Genomic DNA, 16321 nt, shown 5'->3' on the forward strand with positions numbered 1-16321 from the left:
GTGTTCCCTTCACACCCCTTAGGAAGCTCCCGTGCCCGGACACGTACCCCACACACGCCCACTCGTCATCGCCGTCATCGGCAGCGGACCGCGCGGCATCTCCGTCCTGGAGCGCCTCGCCGTCCGTACGGCCGCCGAAGCCGAGGCAGCGGCAGGCGGCACGCCCCGGTCGGTGAGGGTCCATCTCATCGACGCGACGGAAGTCGGCGCCGGCCGGGTGTGGCGCACCGACCAGGACCCCTGGTTCACCATGAACACGGTCATCAGCCAGGTGACGATGTACTCCGGCGACCCCGACGACGGGCCCGCCCGCCCCGGCGCGGGTCCCTCCCTCGGCCAGTGGATCGCCGAGCGGGCCCGATCGGGCGAGGAACCCCTGGGTCCCGACGACTACGCGCCGCGGGTCCGGTACGGCCGGTACCTCGCCGACGTCTACCGGACCATCGCCGACAGCCTGCCGGACCACGTCGAACTCGTGCCCGTGACGGGCCGCGTAACGGCGCTTCGCACCGGCGCCGACAGCGGATACCTCCTCAGTCTCGACACCGCCCCCCACCTCCTGGAGGCCGACCGGGTCGTCCTGGCCACCGGCCATCCGTTCAACGCGCCGGACGACTTCGAGCGCGCCATGCTCGACTTCGCCGCCCGCACGCCGGGCACCCGCTACGTGTGCGGGGACTCCGCGGCGGACATGCCCCTGGGCGAGGACTCCGTGCTCCCGGGGAGCGCGGTGGCGATCCGGGGCATCGGACTCTCCTTCTACGACGTGATGCTCTCGCTGACCGTGGGCCGGGGCGGCACGTTCGGGACGCGCGACGACGGCGCCCTGGTCTACCGGCCCAGTGGGCGGGAACCGAGGATCGTCGCCGGGTCACGCAGCGGCCTCCCCATCCCGGCCCGGGGCCGCAACCAGAAGGAGCCCTCCTTCAGCCACAAGGCCCTGTTCCTCACCCGTGACGCCCTCCTGGCCGCACGGGCCGCCCGCCGGGCCCGGGGCGGGACCGGCCAACTGGACTTCGCCGAGGACGTACAGCCGCTGCTGCTGCGGGAGATCGAGCACGTCCACTACGTGACCCACGTCAGGACCACCCGGGGACCGCGGGCCGCGGAGGCCTTCGCGGAGGCACACGCCGACGCGCTCCGCACCGGCGCGGACCGGCGCCGACTGCTCGCCGACGCGGGTCTCGGGGACGTACCGCCCCTCGATCTCCACGCCCTGGCCCGCCCGTTCGGCGACGAACGTTTCGGCTCACCGCGGGAGTTCCGCGACCGGCTGCTCACGGTGATGGACGAGGATCTCGCGGCCGCCTCGCTCGGCACCCTGGACGGCCCCCTCAAATCCGCTCTGGACGTGCTCCGTGACATCCGCAACGTGGTCCGCGAGGCAGTCGACTTCGGCGGGCTGCTGCCCGATTCCCACACCGGCTTCTTCCACAGCCGTTTCCTGCCCGTCAACGCGCTGCTTTCGGCCGGCCCTCCGATGTACCGGGTCGAGCAGCTCAGGGCTCTGATCCAGCAGGGGGTGGTGGAGGTCGCGGGCCCCGGGAGCGTCTTCGGCACCGATGCGCGGGCGGGCGGATTCCAGGTGAGCTCGCCGCGCGTGGAAGGCTCCGCCCGCCTGGTGCACACCCTGATCGACGCCCGCATCCCGACCCCCGATCTCCGGCGCGACACCTCGCCGTTGACCCGTCAGCTGGTCGAGGAGGGAATGGTCCGCGCGTACGTGATCGAGGGGCCGGGAGGCAGCCGGTACGTGACCGGCGGCCTGGACGTCACGGAGAGCCCCTTCCACGTGGTGGACGCGCGGGGCGTCCCCCAGCCGGACCTGTACGCCCTGGGCATCCCGACCGAACACACCCGCTGGTTCACCCAGGTCGGCAGCAGCCGCCCCGGAGTCGCCACCCTCTTCTACCGGGACGCCGACGCCATAGCGGCGGACGCCCTCCGCCCGACGAACACCCCACCCCCGGCGGACGACCGCCCCGCCGACATCTCCGCGAACACCGGGCACGCGGAGAACGAACTGGCGTCCTTCTCGACCCACCGAGGTGACACGGCATGACCCCCTCGGACGCGACGCGCGAGTTCCTGGCCGCAAGGAACGTCCTGCTGTTCCACCGGACCGATCTCCCCAAGGCGGTCGCGGAGTTCCGCTGGCCACGCCCGGCGCTTTTCAACTGGGCCCTCGACTGGTTCGACACCCTGGCCGACGGGCAGGACGCGACCGCGCTGCGGATCGTCGGCGACGGCGGCCCTTCCACCGACCGGCAGTTCACCTTCCGGGAACTGACCCTCCGTTCGGCACGGGTCGCCAACTGGCTCCGCTCGGCCGGCGTGTGCCGCGGCGACACGCTGCTGCTGATGCTTGGAAACCGGGCGGAGGTGTGGGAGACCATGCTCGCCGCCATCAAGCTCGGTGTGATCGTCATCCCCACCTACACGACGGCCACCCCCGCGGAACTGGCGGACCGGCTGCGCCGTGGCGACGTGCGGTACGTCGTCACCGAGGCGGAGCTCACCGGACGCTTCGACGAGGCGACGGGAGTCACCTCCCGCACCTGGACCGGCGTCAGCGCGGGCGGTGGGGCCGAGGGCTGGCTGCCGTACGAGCTGTCCGAGGATGCCGACCCCGTCTTCGTACCCGACGGCCCCACCCGCGCGGAGGACCCGCTGTTCCGCTACTTCACCTCGGGCACCACGTCCAAGCCCAAGCTGGTGGAGCACACCCACGTCAGCTATCCGATCGGGCACCTCTCCGGCATGTACTGGAACGGTGTCCGACCCGGCGACGTCCACCTCAACATCTCCGCTCCCGGCTGGGCGAAGCACGCCTGGAGCTCGTTCTTCGTCCCGTGGAACGCCGAGGCCACCGTGGTCGCCCTCAGCACCTCGCGTACGACCGCCGGGGACATCCTGGACGTACTGCGCAGCCGGGACGTCTCCACCTTCTGCGCGCCCCCGACGGTGTGGCGGGCCATGGTGGCGCACGGCCTCGGCCGGCGGCCGGCGGCCCTCAGGGAGGCCACCGCGGCGGGGGAACCGCTGGAACCACGGCTGATCGAACAGGTCGAGCGCGCGTGGGGGATCCGCCCGCGCGACGGATACGGGCAGACCGAGACGACGGCGCAGATCGGCAACCCGCCGGGCAGCACGCCCGTCCCCGGCAGCATGGGTTTCCCGCTTCCGGGCCACCGGGTCGTCCTGCGGGACCCCGAGACCGGCGTGGAGGTCCCGGACGGCAGCCCCGGCGAGATCTGCCTCGACCTGACCGATCCACCGGCCGGGATCATGCGCCGCTACGTCGGTGACGAGCAGCGCACAGCGCGGGTCATGGCCGATGGCCACTACCACACCGGTGACCTCGCGGTCCGCGACCGGGACGGCTCCCTGGCGTATCTGGCCCGTGCGGACGACATGTTCAAGTCGTTCGACCACCGCATCTCGCCCCGCGAGCTCGAGGAGGTGCTGCTGGGCGATGCGGCGGTAGCCGACGCCGCGGTCGTCCCCGTCCCCGACCCGATCGGCCTGTGGACCCCGAAGGCGTACGTGGTCACCGCCCCGGACCACCCCGAGACCCTTGCGACGGCCCGCCGAGTCCTCTCACACGCCCGCGCCGAACTCCCGCCCGAGAAGTGGGTCAGGCTTCTGGAGTTCATCCCCGCCCTGCCCCGTACGTCCTCCGGCAAGATCCGCCGTGCTGAGCTGAGAGCCCGTGGCGCGGGAGACACCGAGTACTCCGTCGACGCCCCGGAACAGCCCTGAGCACCGGGGGGCCATCGGAGTCCGTAGGCTCTCCGCCACAGCCGAGCGGAAGGATGTCGGACGTGACTGGCGATGACGTGTTGGAGATCCTGGACGTGCTCCGGAGGGCCGGTACGGACGTCTGGATCGGTGGTGGGTGGGGCATCGACGCCCTCCTGGGGAGGCAGACCCGTCCTCACCGGGACCTGGACCTGATGCACCGCCAGGAGCAGGAGCCGAAGGTCGTCGCGGCCCTCGCCGAAGCCGGTTTCGCCGAATCGCTCGACTGGCGCCCGGTGCGATTCGTCGTCGCGGACGCGAAGGGGCGCGAGATCGACCTGCACCCCCTGGTCTTCGCGCCCGAGGGGAACGCCGCCCAGGCTTCGTTGGAGCCGGGACGCCCGTTCCTCTACCCGGCGGCCTGCTTCGTCACCGGCACAATCCAGCACAGCACGGTTCCCTGCCTGTCCGCCGAACAACAGGTCTACTTCCACCAGGGGTACGAGCCCAGTGACCGGGACCGCCACGACATGGCCCGACTCCGCGAGGCGTTCGGGATCACTACCCACTTCTGATCCGCCGCACCCACCGGGCCGGTCCCGCGCAGACCGGCCTCCTCAGCCGGCCCCCGGACCGCGGTCGCTTCGAACGCGTCCCCGGCCCTCCGCCTCCGGCCCGGGCAGCGGTACGCCGGAAGCCGCGGCGTGGACGAGGTGGAGCCTGTCTGCCGTCGGGTCGTACGCGATCGGATCGCCGGGCTCCTGGAAGTGGACCGCCATGCGGGCCCCGGCCCGATACGCGTCGAGCCCGGCCCGGCAGTACGCGACCATCGGCTCCGGCAGCGCGTCGAACGGGAACCATCCCATCGCGTCGCACACCTCGGGCTCCATGATCTGCGGAGTGCCCTTCCACCGCCGCACCTCGAAGAAGAACCCGACGCGCGTGCCGCCGCCGGGGGAGCGGTGGTGCACGGTGACCGCCGCGCGTACGTCGTCCGGGTCCACGAGGACGCCGGTCTCCTCCCGGGTCTCCCGGACGAGGGCGACGACGACGTTCTCGCCCGGGTCCAGGTGCCCGGACGGGGCATGCCACAGGCCGGCCGCGTAGACCGCACCTGCTCTGCGGGAGAGCAGCACCTCAGGTCCGTTCCTCCCTTCGCGGACGGCGATGAGGTGCACGTCCACCGGCTCGGTGTGCCGCGCGGCGCCGCTCACGCGCCGCCTCCCGAGAGGCGCGTAAGGACGGTGCCGCGGCGTTCGTACCAGGCCCAGGCCGGCGAGTCGGCCCTGCCTTCGTCCAGGCGCCGCGAGGCGATGGTGGATCCGACGCACCCGGCACCGCCGGTGATCAAGGCCTCCATGGGAATCTCCTGAGTTCGGGCGGGCCGACTACGACGGCTGTGGGGGAACGGCGGCGAGTGGAGGCAGGGGCCAGGCGAGGGCCTTCGGTCCGGTGCCGGAGGAGACGTGCTGCGGGCCGCCGCCGTCGGGGATGTCGACCAGGTACGTGTCCGGGCGACCCGCTTGCTCCCAGCGGGCGTACAGGGCTTCGAGTTCGGCCCAGACATCGCGCGGCCCGTGGACGCGTACGGTGCCGTCGCCGGGCCCGGCTACCGCCCACGAGTCGTCCTCAGGGGCGACGATGATCATCGTCTCGGCCTGGAAGTCGCGCACGAGACCCGGCGTCAGATAGGCGGCGGCGATCCAGAAGCCGTACGTGTCGTCCGCCGGTGGGGACAGCGGCGTCAGCCGCACCGTGCCGGGGAAGGCCTTGATCCGGGCGCGGTGGTCCAGGGCGTTGAGCCACCGGTAGCCGAGCAGCGGCCTGTACCCGCGCGGCTTGCCCTTCAGGACCGCCTCGATCCGGCCCGCTGGAGTGCGGGTGACGAGGAGCTGCCCGGGCCAGCTCGGCGTGCGGGTCGCGAGCGTCGTCAGCAGCATCCCTCCCGGGGCGAGCTGTTCCGGCCAGGCGGGCGGGACGCTGGGCACGCCGATGCCGGAGTGGATCCGGTCGTACGGCGCGCCGGCCGGGTGTCCGTCGAGGGCGTCGCTTTCGACGACCACCGCGCCCAGGTCGAGCGTGTCCAGGTTCCGTCGGGCGAACGCGGCCATGTACAAATCGCGCTCCACACCTGCGGCGAGCCCGGGGCCGGTGATGGCGGCGGCGAGCGCAAGGGAGACACCTGGACCGGTCCCGAGGTCGAGAAACCGCAGTCCCGGGCCGAGTCGCAAGGTCTGCAGGGCTTCGAGAGTGGCCGGGGTGAAAGTGGACATGGAGGTCATGTGTCCGCCCGTCACCGGTCCCCGGCCGAGGGCGTCGAGGGGCTCGCCGTCGCGCTGGAGCAGGATCGACTCGTCGCTGTGGATCAGGTCGAGCCACTCCGCCTGATCATCAGGGTGGGAGCCGTCGAGCAGGCGCCAGTCGATCGGGTCCGCATCCGGACCGCTGACCCGGATGTAGGCGTGCGGGAGGAGCACCTCGCGGCGTACCTGAAGAAGGGCGTCGCGCAGCTGGAGATCGGCAAGGACACCGTCGGACTCGAGACGCTCGACCATGGCGGCACGGCGTCCGCTCGTAGCGGCGTTGAGTTCAGTGGACACGAGGTTCCTCCTTCGTGGGCGACGGACCGGTCGGGGTGGGTGTGGGCATGGCGGCCCCGCGGCGGACGGGGGAGGACCACAGCAGGCCGGTCGGAACGAGGTGGAACAGGGGGCCAGTGCGGGTTATCCCGTACGGTGCGCGGGTCGGGTGCGAGTCGGCCCAGCTCCCCCACCGGGCCGCGGCGACCCGGGCGGGCCGGGGGAGGGGGCGCCGTCACCTACCGGGTCCTTCCTCAGTGGTGGTGCGGGTCTGGTAGCCGCCCGCTTGGAGGGTGAACATCCGGGTGTAGAGGCCGTTGAGGGCGATGAGGTCGTCATGCGACCCCGACTCCACGATTCGGCCCGAGTCGAACACGTAGATGCGGTCGCAGTCGACGACGCTGGCGAGCCGGTGGGAGATGAGGACGGTGATCTGGTCCTCGCGCAGCCGGCCGCGCAGGACGGCCTCGTAGACGGCGTGTTCGGACGGCGGGTCCATGCTCGCGGTGGGTTCGTCCAGGAGGAGCAGGGGGGCGTTCTTGTACAGGCCGCGTGTCACGGCGACCTTGGCCCACTGCCCGCCGGAGAGTTCCTGGCCGCCGCGGAACCGCTTGGACAGCAGGGCCTCCCACTGTCCGGGGAGGGCGGCGAGGACCTGATCGGCGCCGGAGGCCCGTGCGGCGGCCAGGGCCCGTTCGGGGTCGGCCTCCGTCAGGCTGCCGGTGGACACCGTCACGTTGGACAGGGCGCTGAAGGGGAACCGGACGGGGTCCTGGAGCACGCAGGCGACCTGCCGTTGCAGGGACTGGGCGTCCATGGTCCGTACGTCGACGCCGTCCCAGCACATCCGACCGCGCTGCACGTCGTGCAGGCCGGCCAGGATCTTGGCGCAGGTGCTCTTGCCTCCGCCGTTGAGACCGACGAACGCCACGGTCTCGCCCGCGGTGAGCGTCATGGACACCCCGTCGAGCGCGGGGGCGTCCTTCCCCGCGTAGGTGAAGGACACGTCCTCCAGGGTGATGGTCTTCACCTGCGCCGGGGCCGGCAGTTCCGTGGCTCGCTGCTGGAGGCCGCGGCAGCGCTGTTGGACGGCGAGGAGGTCGTCGACCCACATCGCGTGTTCGTACACGAGGTGCGCGACCTCGACGAGCCGGGTCAGGGACGACTGCCCGGCCTGGATGGCGAGGACGGCGCCCGCACCGGCGGCCAGGGGCAGCCAGCCTGCGATCAGCATCGCGCCGAGCGCGCAGTACGTGACGCCGGTGCCGATCCCGCCGACCCCGCGGCCCGCCAGGTTCAGCACGGCGGCCTGTACGCCGAGGCGCGTGTCCTCCGCGGCGATCCGCGTGATCAGACGGCGGTGCTCGTCCAGGAGCGCGCCCTGCGCCGTGTCGGAACGGAGCTCGGCGGCGGCGTCCTGGTCGAGGAGCAGCCAGGAGAAGACCCTGACCCGGCGCTGGAGCGCGTTCCACCGCTTGAAGCTGTGGAAGCGGGCCCGGGCGCTGCGTACGGCCGCCATCCCGACGGGCAGGACGGACAAGAGGAGCAGGGGCAGCAGGGCGGGATGGAGGATGCCGAGAACCCCGATCGTCCCGGCGAGTCCGAGGCCGGCGGAGGCGAGGGACACCACCTGGCCGACGATCTGCCGGGCGTAGAACAGCCCCCGGTCGTTGGCACGGTAGACCTCGTCGTGCCAGTCCGGGTCCTCCACCGCCTCCAGGCGTACGTGCGCGGTCAGTTGGAAGAACTCGCTTTCGAGGGCGGTACGGATCTTGGGTGTCACCCGGGCCTGCGCCACGGCGACCGCCGCCTCCAGCAGGGCCCGCGCGGCGATGAATCCGACGACGAGCAGGATCTGCGGGACGGCGGCGCGCACCCGGTCGGGGGTGGGGCCCTGGGCGAAGAGCTCGTGCAGCACCGCGACCGAGGCGATCAGCCCGAGCGCGCTCATGGCCGCGGAGCCCAACTGGCACACGACGACGGCGACCGTCGCCGGGCGGTCGGCCCGCCACGCGAGCTGCCCGATCCGTCCCGTGATCCGCGGCAGTCGTACCAGGACCTGCCGTACGGTCGCACGCGCGGCGGCACCGTCGTGGACGGACCAGTACGCCTCCTCCATCTCCTCGGTCATGTCCCCGTCCTCGGAACCGACGGGAAGGGTCCGGGGCGGCGCGGTGAGCGGGGCGGCCCGGGGGCCGGGGACCGTGCTTCCGAGGGCCTCCTCGTTGTCGTACCCGCTCACGCCGCCCACCTCGCGCCGGAGGCCGCCGCGGAGGTTGCCGGACGCGGGGAGGGCCCGCATGTGGGCGTACAGGACCGCCGTCGTTCGAATCCGGAGGCGTACTCGGTGGTCAGCGGCACGGGATGCATGGAGGCCTCCGGATGGGCTCGATGGGTACGTGTGTGCTCGTAAAACGGCCGTCTCCTTCACCCGTTACGGGGCATGAGGGGGCAGATCCGGGACAAATGTTCGGGTACGTGTGAGAGGGCAGGCGTGCCTTGACGAGCAGGGCCATCGGGTTGCTCGAACAGGCCGATCACCCTTCAGGGGACTTGCGGCGGCCCGCGTCGGCGAACCAGCGCCTCCTGCGGGACCGCCGGGCTGTCCGCCGTACCGGCTCAGCCGATGGTGACGACACGCGCCCAGGCGGGAGGCGTGTCGGGGACGTAGTCGGGGTCCTCCTCGTCCAAGGCACGGGCGGGGCGGGGGAAGAGACCCACGACGGTGCGGCAGGGCGGCTGCGCCGACGGCCACGGCGTCTGGCCGTCCGTCAGGGCGACGATGACGTCCGGGCGCGGCCGGGCGCGGAGTGCCTGGGCGAAACCTGAGCACAGGTCCGTTCCGCCCCCACCGATCAGTTCGATGTTCTCCGCCCGGCAGAGCGGCACGGCGACACCGGCCGCCGCGTCGCAGGAGATCACCGAGACCAGGTCGCGCCGCCCACCTACCGCCCGTGAGATCGCCGCCACCTCAAGGAGCGCGCTGCCCAGCTCGGCGTCGCTCACGGATCCGGAGGTGTCGATGACCACGCACACCCTGGGCGGCGTACGGCGTAGGCTCGGCAGCACCACCCCCGGCACACTGGCCGAGCGCCGGGACGGGCGCCGGTAGCTGTGGTTCTCACCCGTCCCCGGCGCTCCCGCGGCCGAACGGATCGCGGCCCCCAGCAGACTCCGCCACGGCTGCGGCGGATGGAACGCCTCCTCCGCCCACCGCCGCCACCCCTCCGGCGAGTCACCGGGCCGGCCCTTGATCCCCTCCGCGACCCGGAAGCGGACGGCGTCCTGCTGCTGCCTGCTCAGCCCGTGTGCTCCGTCGGGCCCCAGCTCCCACGGCCGGGCGTGGCCGTCGGCGCCACTGCCGCAGTCCAGCCAGGCCAGGTCGGCGGCGAGCCCGGACATCGACGCCGTCCGCAGGTACTCCTCCATCAACTGCCCTTCGGGCAGCCGCAGCAGCGACGGCAGCACCGCCCCCGCCGGCCGGGGCAGACCGTCGCCGTAGATGTCGTCGTTGATCTCGAAGTCGGCGGCGATGTTACGCCGCAGCCGCTCGCCCGGCCCGTGTTCGCCGTACTCCTTCGCGTACCGCTCCCCCCGCCCGTGGTGGTCCCGCAGCAGGTGGGAGACCTCGTGCACCCAGACGCCCGCCAGCTCCTCCACCGGAGTCGACGCCACGAAAGCCGGGGAGACGTAGCAGCGCCAGTACGCGTCCACCGCCATCGTCGGCACCGACCGGTCCTCCACCACGTGCAGTGCGAAGAGCGCGCCCGCCAGATAGGGGCGGACCTTCACCGCGTGCAGCCGGGCGGCCAGCAACTTCTCCATGTCCAGGGGGAGTCCGGGCGGTCCGCTCCGCCTGCCGGAGCCGGTGGGCGGCGCCGGTACGGCGGCCCGCACCGGGCGGGGCGGCGGGGGAGGGGCCATCGGGCGCGGTAGCGGTGACGGGGACTTCCGGTACGGCGCCGAGGACCGCGCGGCCCCCGTCATCGGCGCGCCCCCGCCCCACGCCCGGCGTCGGCCGCCGCCGCGGCACGTTCCACCGACCGGTCGGCACGCCGGGCGAGACCGACCACCCTGGCGAGCCGTTCCACCGCCTCCGGGATCTCCCAGTCGTCGCGCCGCAGCGCGGCCAGTGCTGTCGCCGGGGCGACGAGGAGGTCCGGGGCGCCCGTCTCCAGCGCCCGGACGAGTACGGCCCAGCCCGCCTCCCACCGCTCCCGCTCCGGCCGCGCCCCCACGGCGGCCACCACCGCCTCCAGCGCCGCTTGGCGCAGATCCCCGCGCTCCGGCAGTTCGGCGGAGCCCGGATCGGCCAGCAGCGATTCGGGGTCCGGCAGGTCCATCCGGTCGAGGTGGGCGAGGAGTTCGAGCCCCGCGCCGTCCCCCACCGCGCCCCGCACCAGGAGCGCCAGCACCTCCCGCGAGACGGAGGCGGCCGTTCCGAAGGCCAGCAGGGTCAGGGCTGCCTCCCAGCTCCGGGGCGAGGGCCAGGCGCCCCCGCGCCGTGTCTCCGTGGTCGGGAGCCGATGGATCAGCGTCGGCCGGGCGTGCAGGAAGCCACAGACCGCGCGGCGCGCCGAGGCCACCGCCTCCGGCAGCCGCTCCGGGGCCAGCCGGGGCAGCTCGGCCCGTGGCCAGACCCCGCCGAGGCCGCGTACCACCACCTCCCGGTCGTGCACCCAGTACAGATGCACGAACCGGTTGGCCAGGGGCGGGCTCAGTTCCCACCCGTCCGCCGCCGACGCCCGCGGATTGGCAGCGGCCACGATCCTTACCCCCGGGGGCAGTTGCAGCTCGCCGACCCTCCGCTCCAGGACGACCCGGAGCAGTGCGGCCTGCACGGCGGGGGTGGCGGTGGAGAGTTCGTCCAGGAACAGGAGGCCCCGCCCGGCACGTACGAGTTCCACGGCCCACTGCGGTGGCGCCATGGGAACTCCCCGTACCGCCGGGTCGTCGCCCACGATCGGCAGCCCGGAGAAGTCCGACGGCTCGTGGACGCTGGCGATGACGGTCGTCAGCGGCAGGTCGAGGGAGGCGGCGAGCTGGGTCAGGGCCGCCGTCTTGCCGATGCCGGGCTCGCCCCAGAGCAGTACGGGCAGGTCGGCGGCGACGGCCAGAGTGAGCGCTTCGAGCTGCTCGTCGGGGCGCGGCTCGGTGGTCGTCGTGCGCAGGAGTGCGAGGAGGTCGTCGGCAAGGGCGAGGCGGGTACCCGCACCGACATCGGGAGCGTCGGCGGAGAGGGGGAAGGGCATGAGGGTGCTGGACGTCATGGGCATCACCTGAGGGGAATGAGGGGACGGGGGGCCCGTCCCGGATGTCGTGGGATACGGAGGTGCTCTATGCGCGCCCGATGCGCGCCCGATGCGCGCTCGGGCAGGGGAGTCGAGGAGGTGGAGCCGGTCAGCGGGGTGGGCCGGTCAGCGCGACAGGCCGTTCCGGGGCCGGGCCAGGCTGGTTCGCTTGCGGCGCGTGAGGAGAGGGGTACTGCGGTCGAGCCGGGGGCGGCGGTTCGCGTACGGGGTCCCGGAGCCCGAACCGGCCGTGCCGTCCGCCGCGTCGGGACGCCGGCCGGCGGCGGGGTGGCCGGCGTCCAGCCCCGCGCGGAAGAGGCCGTGGTCGATGCGGCGGGCCGCGGCGGACATCAGCTCCTCCCGGAGCGGACCGTCACGCAGGACCGCGTCAGGGCCGAGGAGCGCCGTGACGACGGCCAGTGCCCCTGAGACGTCACCGTGCGCCAGCCGCTCTCGCACCGCGGGCAGGGTCTCAGGGGTGCGGTGCACCGCATCGATCGCCCGCAGGCAGGGCAGTGACGGCCCGCCGAGGGCGACAAGGAGCTCCTCCCGGCGCAGAGTGGCCCGGTCGTGGTCGATCGCCGACAACACCCCGTCCCTCAGCGCGACCCGGTGGATCTCGCCCCTGCACTCCACCCGGTGCGGATCACCGTGCGCGGGTCCGGGGCCGGGTCCGGACGCCGAGTCGAGACCGGGCGCCACTTCGGGGACGTACGCCGCCAGAGACCCCGCGACGAGAGAATGCAGCCGCTCCGCCGTGATCAGCCCCGCGCGCAGCAGCTCCAGGTCGGGAAGGGTCCGGGCTGCTGCTTCCGGAAGCACCGGCAGCGCCGCCACCTCCTGCGCCGGCAACGGCTTCCGCAGCGGTTCGACGGTCGGGGCGTGGCTGTCGTCGGGAGCGACGAGTTCGAGCACGGCACGTCGTCCCGCACCGAGCCGTACGGTGAAGGCCCCGCGAGGGGGGAGCCCCTCGGCCCGCAACAGCGACTCCGCCTCGGCGGCCCACCTCGCGACCGCCCACGGGGTGCCCTGAACGGCTGGTGAGCTCCGGTCCGGCGGAGACGGTGGCCTGTCCGCACCACACCGCCGCGCCAGGTCGCCGCTCCCTCCGGCGTCCCAGAGATGCCGGTGGAGGTCGAACCGGAAACGCCGGTCGGGGTGCGGATGCGGATGCGGATGCGGATGCGGGCGGGTGTGGGGAGGGCTTCCGGGGGCCTTGCCTCCGTGCCCCTCCCACACGGCGAGCGACATCCGCTGCCCGGCATCCGCCCAGGCCGGAGGTGTCCGCACCACCAGACTCAGCGGCGCGGCGCCGAAAGCCCCGTAACGAGCCAGGGTCAGGGTGAGGCCGGGGCGGAGCCGTCCGTCCGGGGCGATCCGGGGCATGTGCCAGCGGAGCAGATCCGGTGCCAGACGACGCAGGTCGGCACGGAGCCGGGCGGCGAGCGATGTGCCGTGGCGGTCGGCCACGGCGCGCAGATCGAAATCGACGTCGATCCGGGCAGCGGAGCAAGCCCCCGCCCAGTCACCGGCCGCACGCCGTGCGGTCGCGGTCTCGATCATGGACGGTGGCACGGCGTACTCGCGCACGCGCTGCCACATCAACAGGTGGGTCGGGATCCCGTTCGCGAAGTGATGTGCCATCAGCACTCACCTTGAGCGAACGAGTCCCCCAATCGGTACGAGGAGAAGTTCATCATCTCCGGGATCGTAACCCACCGTCGTACGACCCGCAGAGGACTTTTTCGCGGGTCTTTTTCGCGGGCCGGTCGAACGGCGCCCGGCGGGACGGAACTCCTACGGCGCGGCGGTTACGGTGTGCGGCTCGTCGGCGTCCGGTTCCTGCTGGTGGGTGGCGAGCTGCTCGCGCAGGTAGTTCCAGATCACCGAGATCAGCGCGGCCGCGGGTACCGCGAGGAGGCTGCCCACGATGCCGGCCAGGCTGCCGCCCAGCGTCACGGCGAGCAGGACGACCGCCGCGTGCAGGCCGAGGCCGCGGCTCTGGATCATGGGCTGGAACACGTTGCCCTCCAGCTGCTGCACCACGACGATGATCGCCAGTACCAGCAGCGCGTCGGTCAGACCGTTCGACACCAGCGCGATGAGGACCGCGACCAGGCCGGCGAAGAGTGCTCCCACGATGGGGACGAAGGCGGAGACGAAGGTCAGCACGGCCAGGGGAAGCACCAGGGGGACGTCGAGGAACCACAGGCCCAGGCCGATGAAGACGGCGTCGAGCAGGCCGACGAACGCCTGCGAGCGCACGAACGCCCCCAGGGTCTCCCAGCCGCGCTCGGCGACGACGGGGACGTCGACGGCCAGGCGACCGGGGAGCTGGCGGGTGAGCCACGGCAGGAAACGCGGCCCGTCCTTGAGGAAGAAGAACATCAGGAAGAGCGCCAGGACGGCCGTGACGAGACCGTTGAACACGGTGCCCACGCCCGAGACGACGGTGGTGACCATGCTGCCGACACTGTCCTGGATGCGGGCGATCGCGGCGTCGAAGGCGCCGGAGATCTGGTCGTCCCCGATGTTCAGGGGCGGCCCGGCGGCCCACTCCCGTACCTTCTGCATGCCTTCGACCACGCCGTCGGCGAGCTCTCCGGACTGGGCCGCGACCGGCACCGCGATCAGCGCGACGATGCCGGCGAGCACGCCGAGGAAGAGGACCGTGACCACGGCCGCGGCCAGGGCGGGTGCCCACCCGAGCCGGCGCAGAAAGCGGGTGAGCGGCCAGGTCATGGTGGTGAGGAACAGGGCCACTATGAGCGGCCACACGACCGACCACATACGGCCCAGGATCCACAGGGCCACCGCCGCCATCACCAGGACCAGTAGCGACTCGGCGGAGACGCGTGCCGCTCTGCGCAGGGCGGCGGCAGTCTTCGTTGAACTCAACATGTCAGGCATGGGTGCAGCCTATTGATGCCCGCCGCCCGGCCGGATATCGCCTCTCGGACGCCTCCGCGCCGGCCGTCGTCGCCGCCCAAGCTCCCGCCCGCCCCACGGCGGCCCCGGCGGCCCGTCTGAAGGGCCGGGGGAGATGTGGAGAAATTTTGATCACCCCGTGAGTTTTCGGTCGGTGCGTCGGCCCCAAGGCGGAGGAATCGGCTCCGCGCATCGGCCTGACTCGTTGGTAACCGAGGTCTGACCAGCGCATCCATGGCCGCGTCGGACGCCGAGGCAGGCGTCACCTGCGAGCAAGACAGGCGAGGTATGGTCGGGCCCGTCCACTCGTCCAGGTGAACGTCCTCCGCCGTCGGTGACGAGTGCCGACAGTTTTGCGGGGCCAGGGTGAATAGGCGGGAAATCCGCGGAGAGAGGGAAGCCGGGCACACGCGGACCCGCGTGCGGAGACCGATCGAAGACGTTCGAGGCGAGGCAGACCGATGGCAGTTCCGACGAACCCCTCGGCCGGTGGCGAGAGATCCGGCGACAGATCCGGAGCCGGAGCCGGGGGCTGGTTCGGGCGCAGTCCGGGGGAGCCGGCGGCCGCGGTCCGGCAGCCGACGCGCCCGGAGGCCCCCGCGTTCGACCCCGGGGCCGTACGCCAGGAGAGCGGCCCCCGGCCGAAGCCCGAGGACACGTCCGACGCCGCGCTCCTGCGCCGCACCATGGCCGAGATCGAGCCCATCGCCGACAAGGTGACCTCGTACTTCTACGCGCTCCTCTTCCTGCGCCACCCCGAGCTTCGGGCGCTCTTCCCCGCCGCGATGGACACCCAGCGCGACCGGCTGTTCAAGGCGCTGCTCACGGCCGCGACCCACGCCGACGACACCGCGACCCTGACCACGTACCTGACCCACCTCGGCCGCGGTCACAGGAAGTACGGCACGCTCCCCGAGCACTATCCGGCCGTCGGCGAGGCGCTGATCGGCGCCCTCACCCGCTACGCCCCGTCCAGCTGGGGGCCGAGGGCCGAAGCCGCGTGGGTCGGCGCGTACACCACGATCTCCCAGATCATGATCGACGCGGCGACCGAGGACGAACTGCGTGCGCCGGCCTGGTGGCAGGCGGAGGTGGTCGGCCATGAGATGCGTACGCGGGACATCGCGATCGTCACGGTCCGGCCCGACCAGCCGTACCCCTTCCTCGCCGGGCAGTTCGCCACCCTGGAGACTCCCTGGTGGCCGCGGGTCTGGCGGCACTACTCGTTCGCCTCCGCCCCGCGCTCCGACGGACTGCTCTCCTTCCACGTCAAGGCCGTACCGGCGGGTTGGGTCTCCAACGCGCTTGTGCACCAGGCCCGCCCGGGGGACGTCATCCGTCTCGGTCCCCCGGCCGGTTCCATGACGGTGGACCACACCGCCGACAGCGGACTGCTCTGCCTCGGCGGCGGCACCGGCATAGCGCCCATCAAGGCCCTGGTGGAGGACGTGGCCCGGCACGGCCGGCGCCGCACCGTCGACGTGTTCTACGGCGCCCGCCGCAACGACGACCTGTACGACATCGACACCATGCTGAGGCTCCAGCAGTCGCACCCCTGGCTCTCGGTCCGCCCCGTCGTGGACGACGGTCCCGTCGGCCTGCTGTCGGGCGGCATCCCGGAGGCCGTACGGGAGTTCGGCCCCTGGCACACCTACGACGCCTACCTGTCGGGCCCGCCGGGCATGATCCGCCGCAGCGTCGATTCCCTCGTGGGCATGGGCATCCCCGCCCACCGCATACGACACGACTCCATCGAGGAACTGGTCGGGGCGACGACGTGAG

At 72.6% G+C, this 16321-nt stretch carries 12 protein-coding genes; 4 read left to right on the top strand and 8 right to left on the bottom strand.

All coding sequences use genetic code 11. The features are described from left to right. The first annotated feature begins 31 nt into the window (after positions 1 to 31). From ABT034_RS26240 to ABT034_RS26250, 3 genes are all read left to right on the top strand, one after another. Positions 32 to 2062, top strand: a complete 2031-nt coding sequence (locus tag ABT034_RS26240) for an FAD/NAD(P)-binding protein (RefSeq protein WP_351219303.1) — start codon at positions 32 to 34, stop codon at positions 2060 to 2062. Then, on the top strand, positions 2059 to 3762 hold the full coding sequence (locus ABT034_RS26245) for an AMP-binding protein (RefSeq protein WP_351219306.1): 1704 nt from the start codon (positions 2059 to 2061) through the stop codon (positions 3760 to 3762). The genes ABT034_RS26240 and ABT034_RS26245 overlap by 4 nt, the downstream gene beginning before the upstream one ends. Positions 3763 to 3824: 62 nt before the next feature. Next, positions 3825 to 4316, top strand: coding sequence for a nucleotidyltransferase domain-containing protein (locus tag ABT034_RS26250; protein WP_351219308.1), 492 nt, complete (start codon positions 3825 to 3827; stop codon positions 4314 to 4316). A gap of 42 nt (positions 4317 to 4358) precedes the next feature. Here ABT034_RS26250 and ABT034_RS26255 read toward each other — a convergent pair whose 3' ends face one another. The 8 genes from ABT034_RS26255 to ABT034_RS26290 form a co-directional block, all read right to left on the bottom strand. Next, the gene (locus tag ABT034_RS26255) at positions 4359 to 4955 is read right to left on the bottom strand and encodes an NUDIX hydrolase (RefSeq protein ID WP_351219310.1); all 597 of its coding nucleotides are present in this window, start codon (positions 4953 to 4955) and stop codon (positions 4359 to 4361) included. After that, on the bottom strand, positions 4952 to 5101 hold the full coding sequence (locus ABT034_RS26260; protein ID WP_351219312.1) for a hypothetical protein: 150 nt from the start codon (positions 5099 to 5101) through the stop codon (positions 4952 to 4954). Before ABT034_RS26260 ends, ABT034_RS26255 begins: the two co-directional genes overlap by 4 nt. Positions 5102 to 5129: 28 nt before the next feature. Next, the gene (locus ABT034_RS26265; RefSeq protein WP_351219314.1) at positions 5130 to 6341 is read right to left on the bottom strand and encodes a methyltransferase domain-containing protein; all 1212 of its coding nucleotides are present in this window, start codon (positions 6339 to 6341) and stop codon (positions 5130 to 5132) included. 214 nt (positions 6342 to 6555) lie between these two features. Continuing rightward, positions 6556 to 8562, bottom strand: coding sequence for an ATP-binding cassette domain-containing protein (locus ABT034_RS26270; RefSeq protein WP_351219316.1), 2007 nt, complete (start codon positions 8560 to 8562; stop codon positions 6556 to 6558). 377 nt (positions 8563 to 8939) lie between these two features. Beyond that, positions 8940 to 10145 carry a vWA domain-containing protein gene (locus tag ABT034_RS26275; protein WP_351219318.1) on the bottom strand — a complete coding sequence of 402 codons (1206 nt, stop codon included), beginning with the start codon at positions 10143 to 10145 and terminating at the stop codon, positions 8940 to 8942. A gap of 158 nt (positions 10146 to 10303) precedes the next feature. Further along, positions 10304 to 11572 carry an AAA family ATPase gene (locus ABT034_RS26280; protein WP_351219443.1) on the bottom strand — a complete coding sequence of 423 codons (1269 nt, stop codon included), beginning with the start codon at positions 11570 to 11572 and terminating at the stop codon, positions 10304 to 10306. Between the two features lie 165 nt (positions 11573 to 11737). Further along, positions 11738 to 13255: a hypothetical protein gene (locus tag ABT034_RS26285; RefSeq protein ID WP_351219320.1), complete on the bottom strand. Its 1518-nt coding sequence runs from the start codon at positions 13253 to 13255 to the stop codon at positions 11738 to 11740. 153 nt (positions 13256 to 13408) lie between these two features. Continuing rightward, on the bottom strand, positions 13409 to 14521 hold the full coding sequence (locus tag ABT034_RS26290; RefSeq protein WP_351219322.1) for an AI-2E family transporter: 1113 nt from the start codon (positions 14519 to 14521) through the stop codon (positions 13409 to 13411). A gap of 479 nt (positions 14522 to 15000) precedes the next feature. Here ABT034_RS26290 and ABT034_RS26295 point away from each other — a divergent pair, with 479 nt between their 5' ends. Further along, on the top strand, positions 15001 to 16320 hold the full coding sequence (locus ABT034_RS26295) for a globin domain-containing protein (protein WP_351219324.1): 1320 nt from the start codon (positions 15001 to 15003) through the stop codon (positions 16318 to 16320). Position 16321 lies beyond the last annotated feature (1 nt).

Origin of the sequence: Streptomyces sp. NPDC002773, assembly GCF_040295605.1 — a bacterium.
In the GTDB taxonomy this organism is placed as follows: domain Bacteria; phylum Actinomycetota; class Actinomycetes; order Streptomycetales; family Streptomycetaceae; genus Streptomyces.

What these genes read in the sequence shown, in the direction of transcription:
- ABT034_RS26245 (WP_351219306.1), top strand. Translation starts at nt 2,059, where the DNA reads ATGACCCCCTCGGACGCGACGCGCGAGTTCCTGGCCGCAAGGAACGTC.
- ABT034_RS26260 (WP_351219312.1), bottom strand. Translation starts at nt 5,101, where the DNA reads ATGGAGGCCTTGATCACCGGCGGTGCCGGGTGCGTCGGATCCACCATC.
- ABT034_RS26275 (WP_351219318.1), bottom strand. Translation starts at nt 10,145, where the DNA reads ATGGAGAAGTTGCTGGCCGCCCGGCTGCACGCGGTGAAGGTCCGCCCC.
- ABT034_RS26280 (WP_351219443.1), bottom strand. Translation starts at nt 11,572, where the DNA reads ATGCCCTTCCCCCTCTCCGCCGACGCTCCCGATGTCGGTGCGGGTACC.
- ABT034_RS26285 (WP_351219320.1), bottom strand. Translation starts at nt 13,255, where the DNA reads ATGGCACATCACTTCGCGAACGGGATCCCGACCCACCTGTTGATGTGG.
- ABT034_RS26290 (WP_351219322.1), bottom strand. Translation starts at nt 14,521, where the DNA reads ATGCCTGACATGTTGAGTTCAACGAAGACTGCCGCCGCCCTGCGCAGA.
- ABT034_RS26295 (WP_351219324.1), top strand. Translation starts at nt 15,001, where the DNA reads ATGGCAGTTCCGACGAACCCCTCGGCCGGTGGCGAGAGATCCGGCGAC.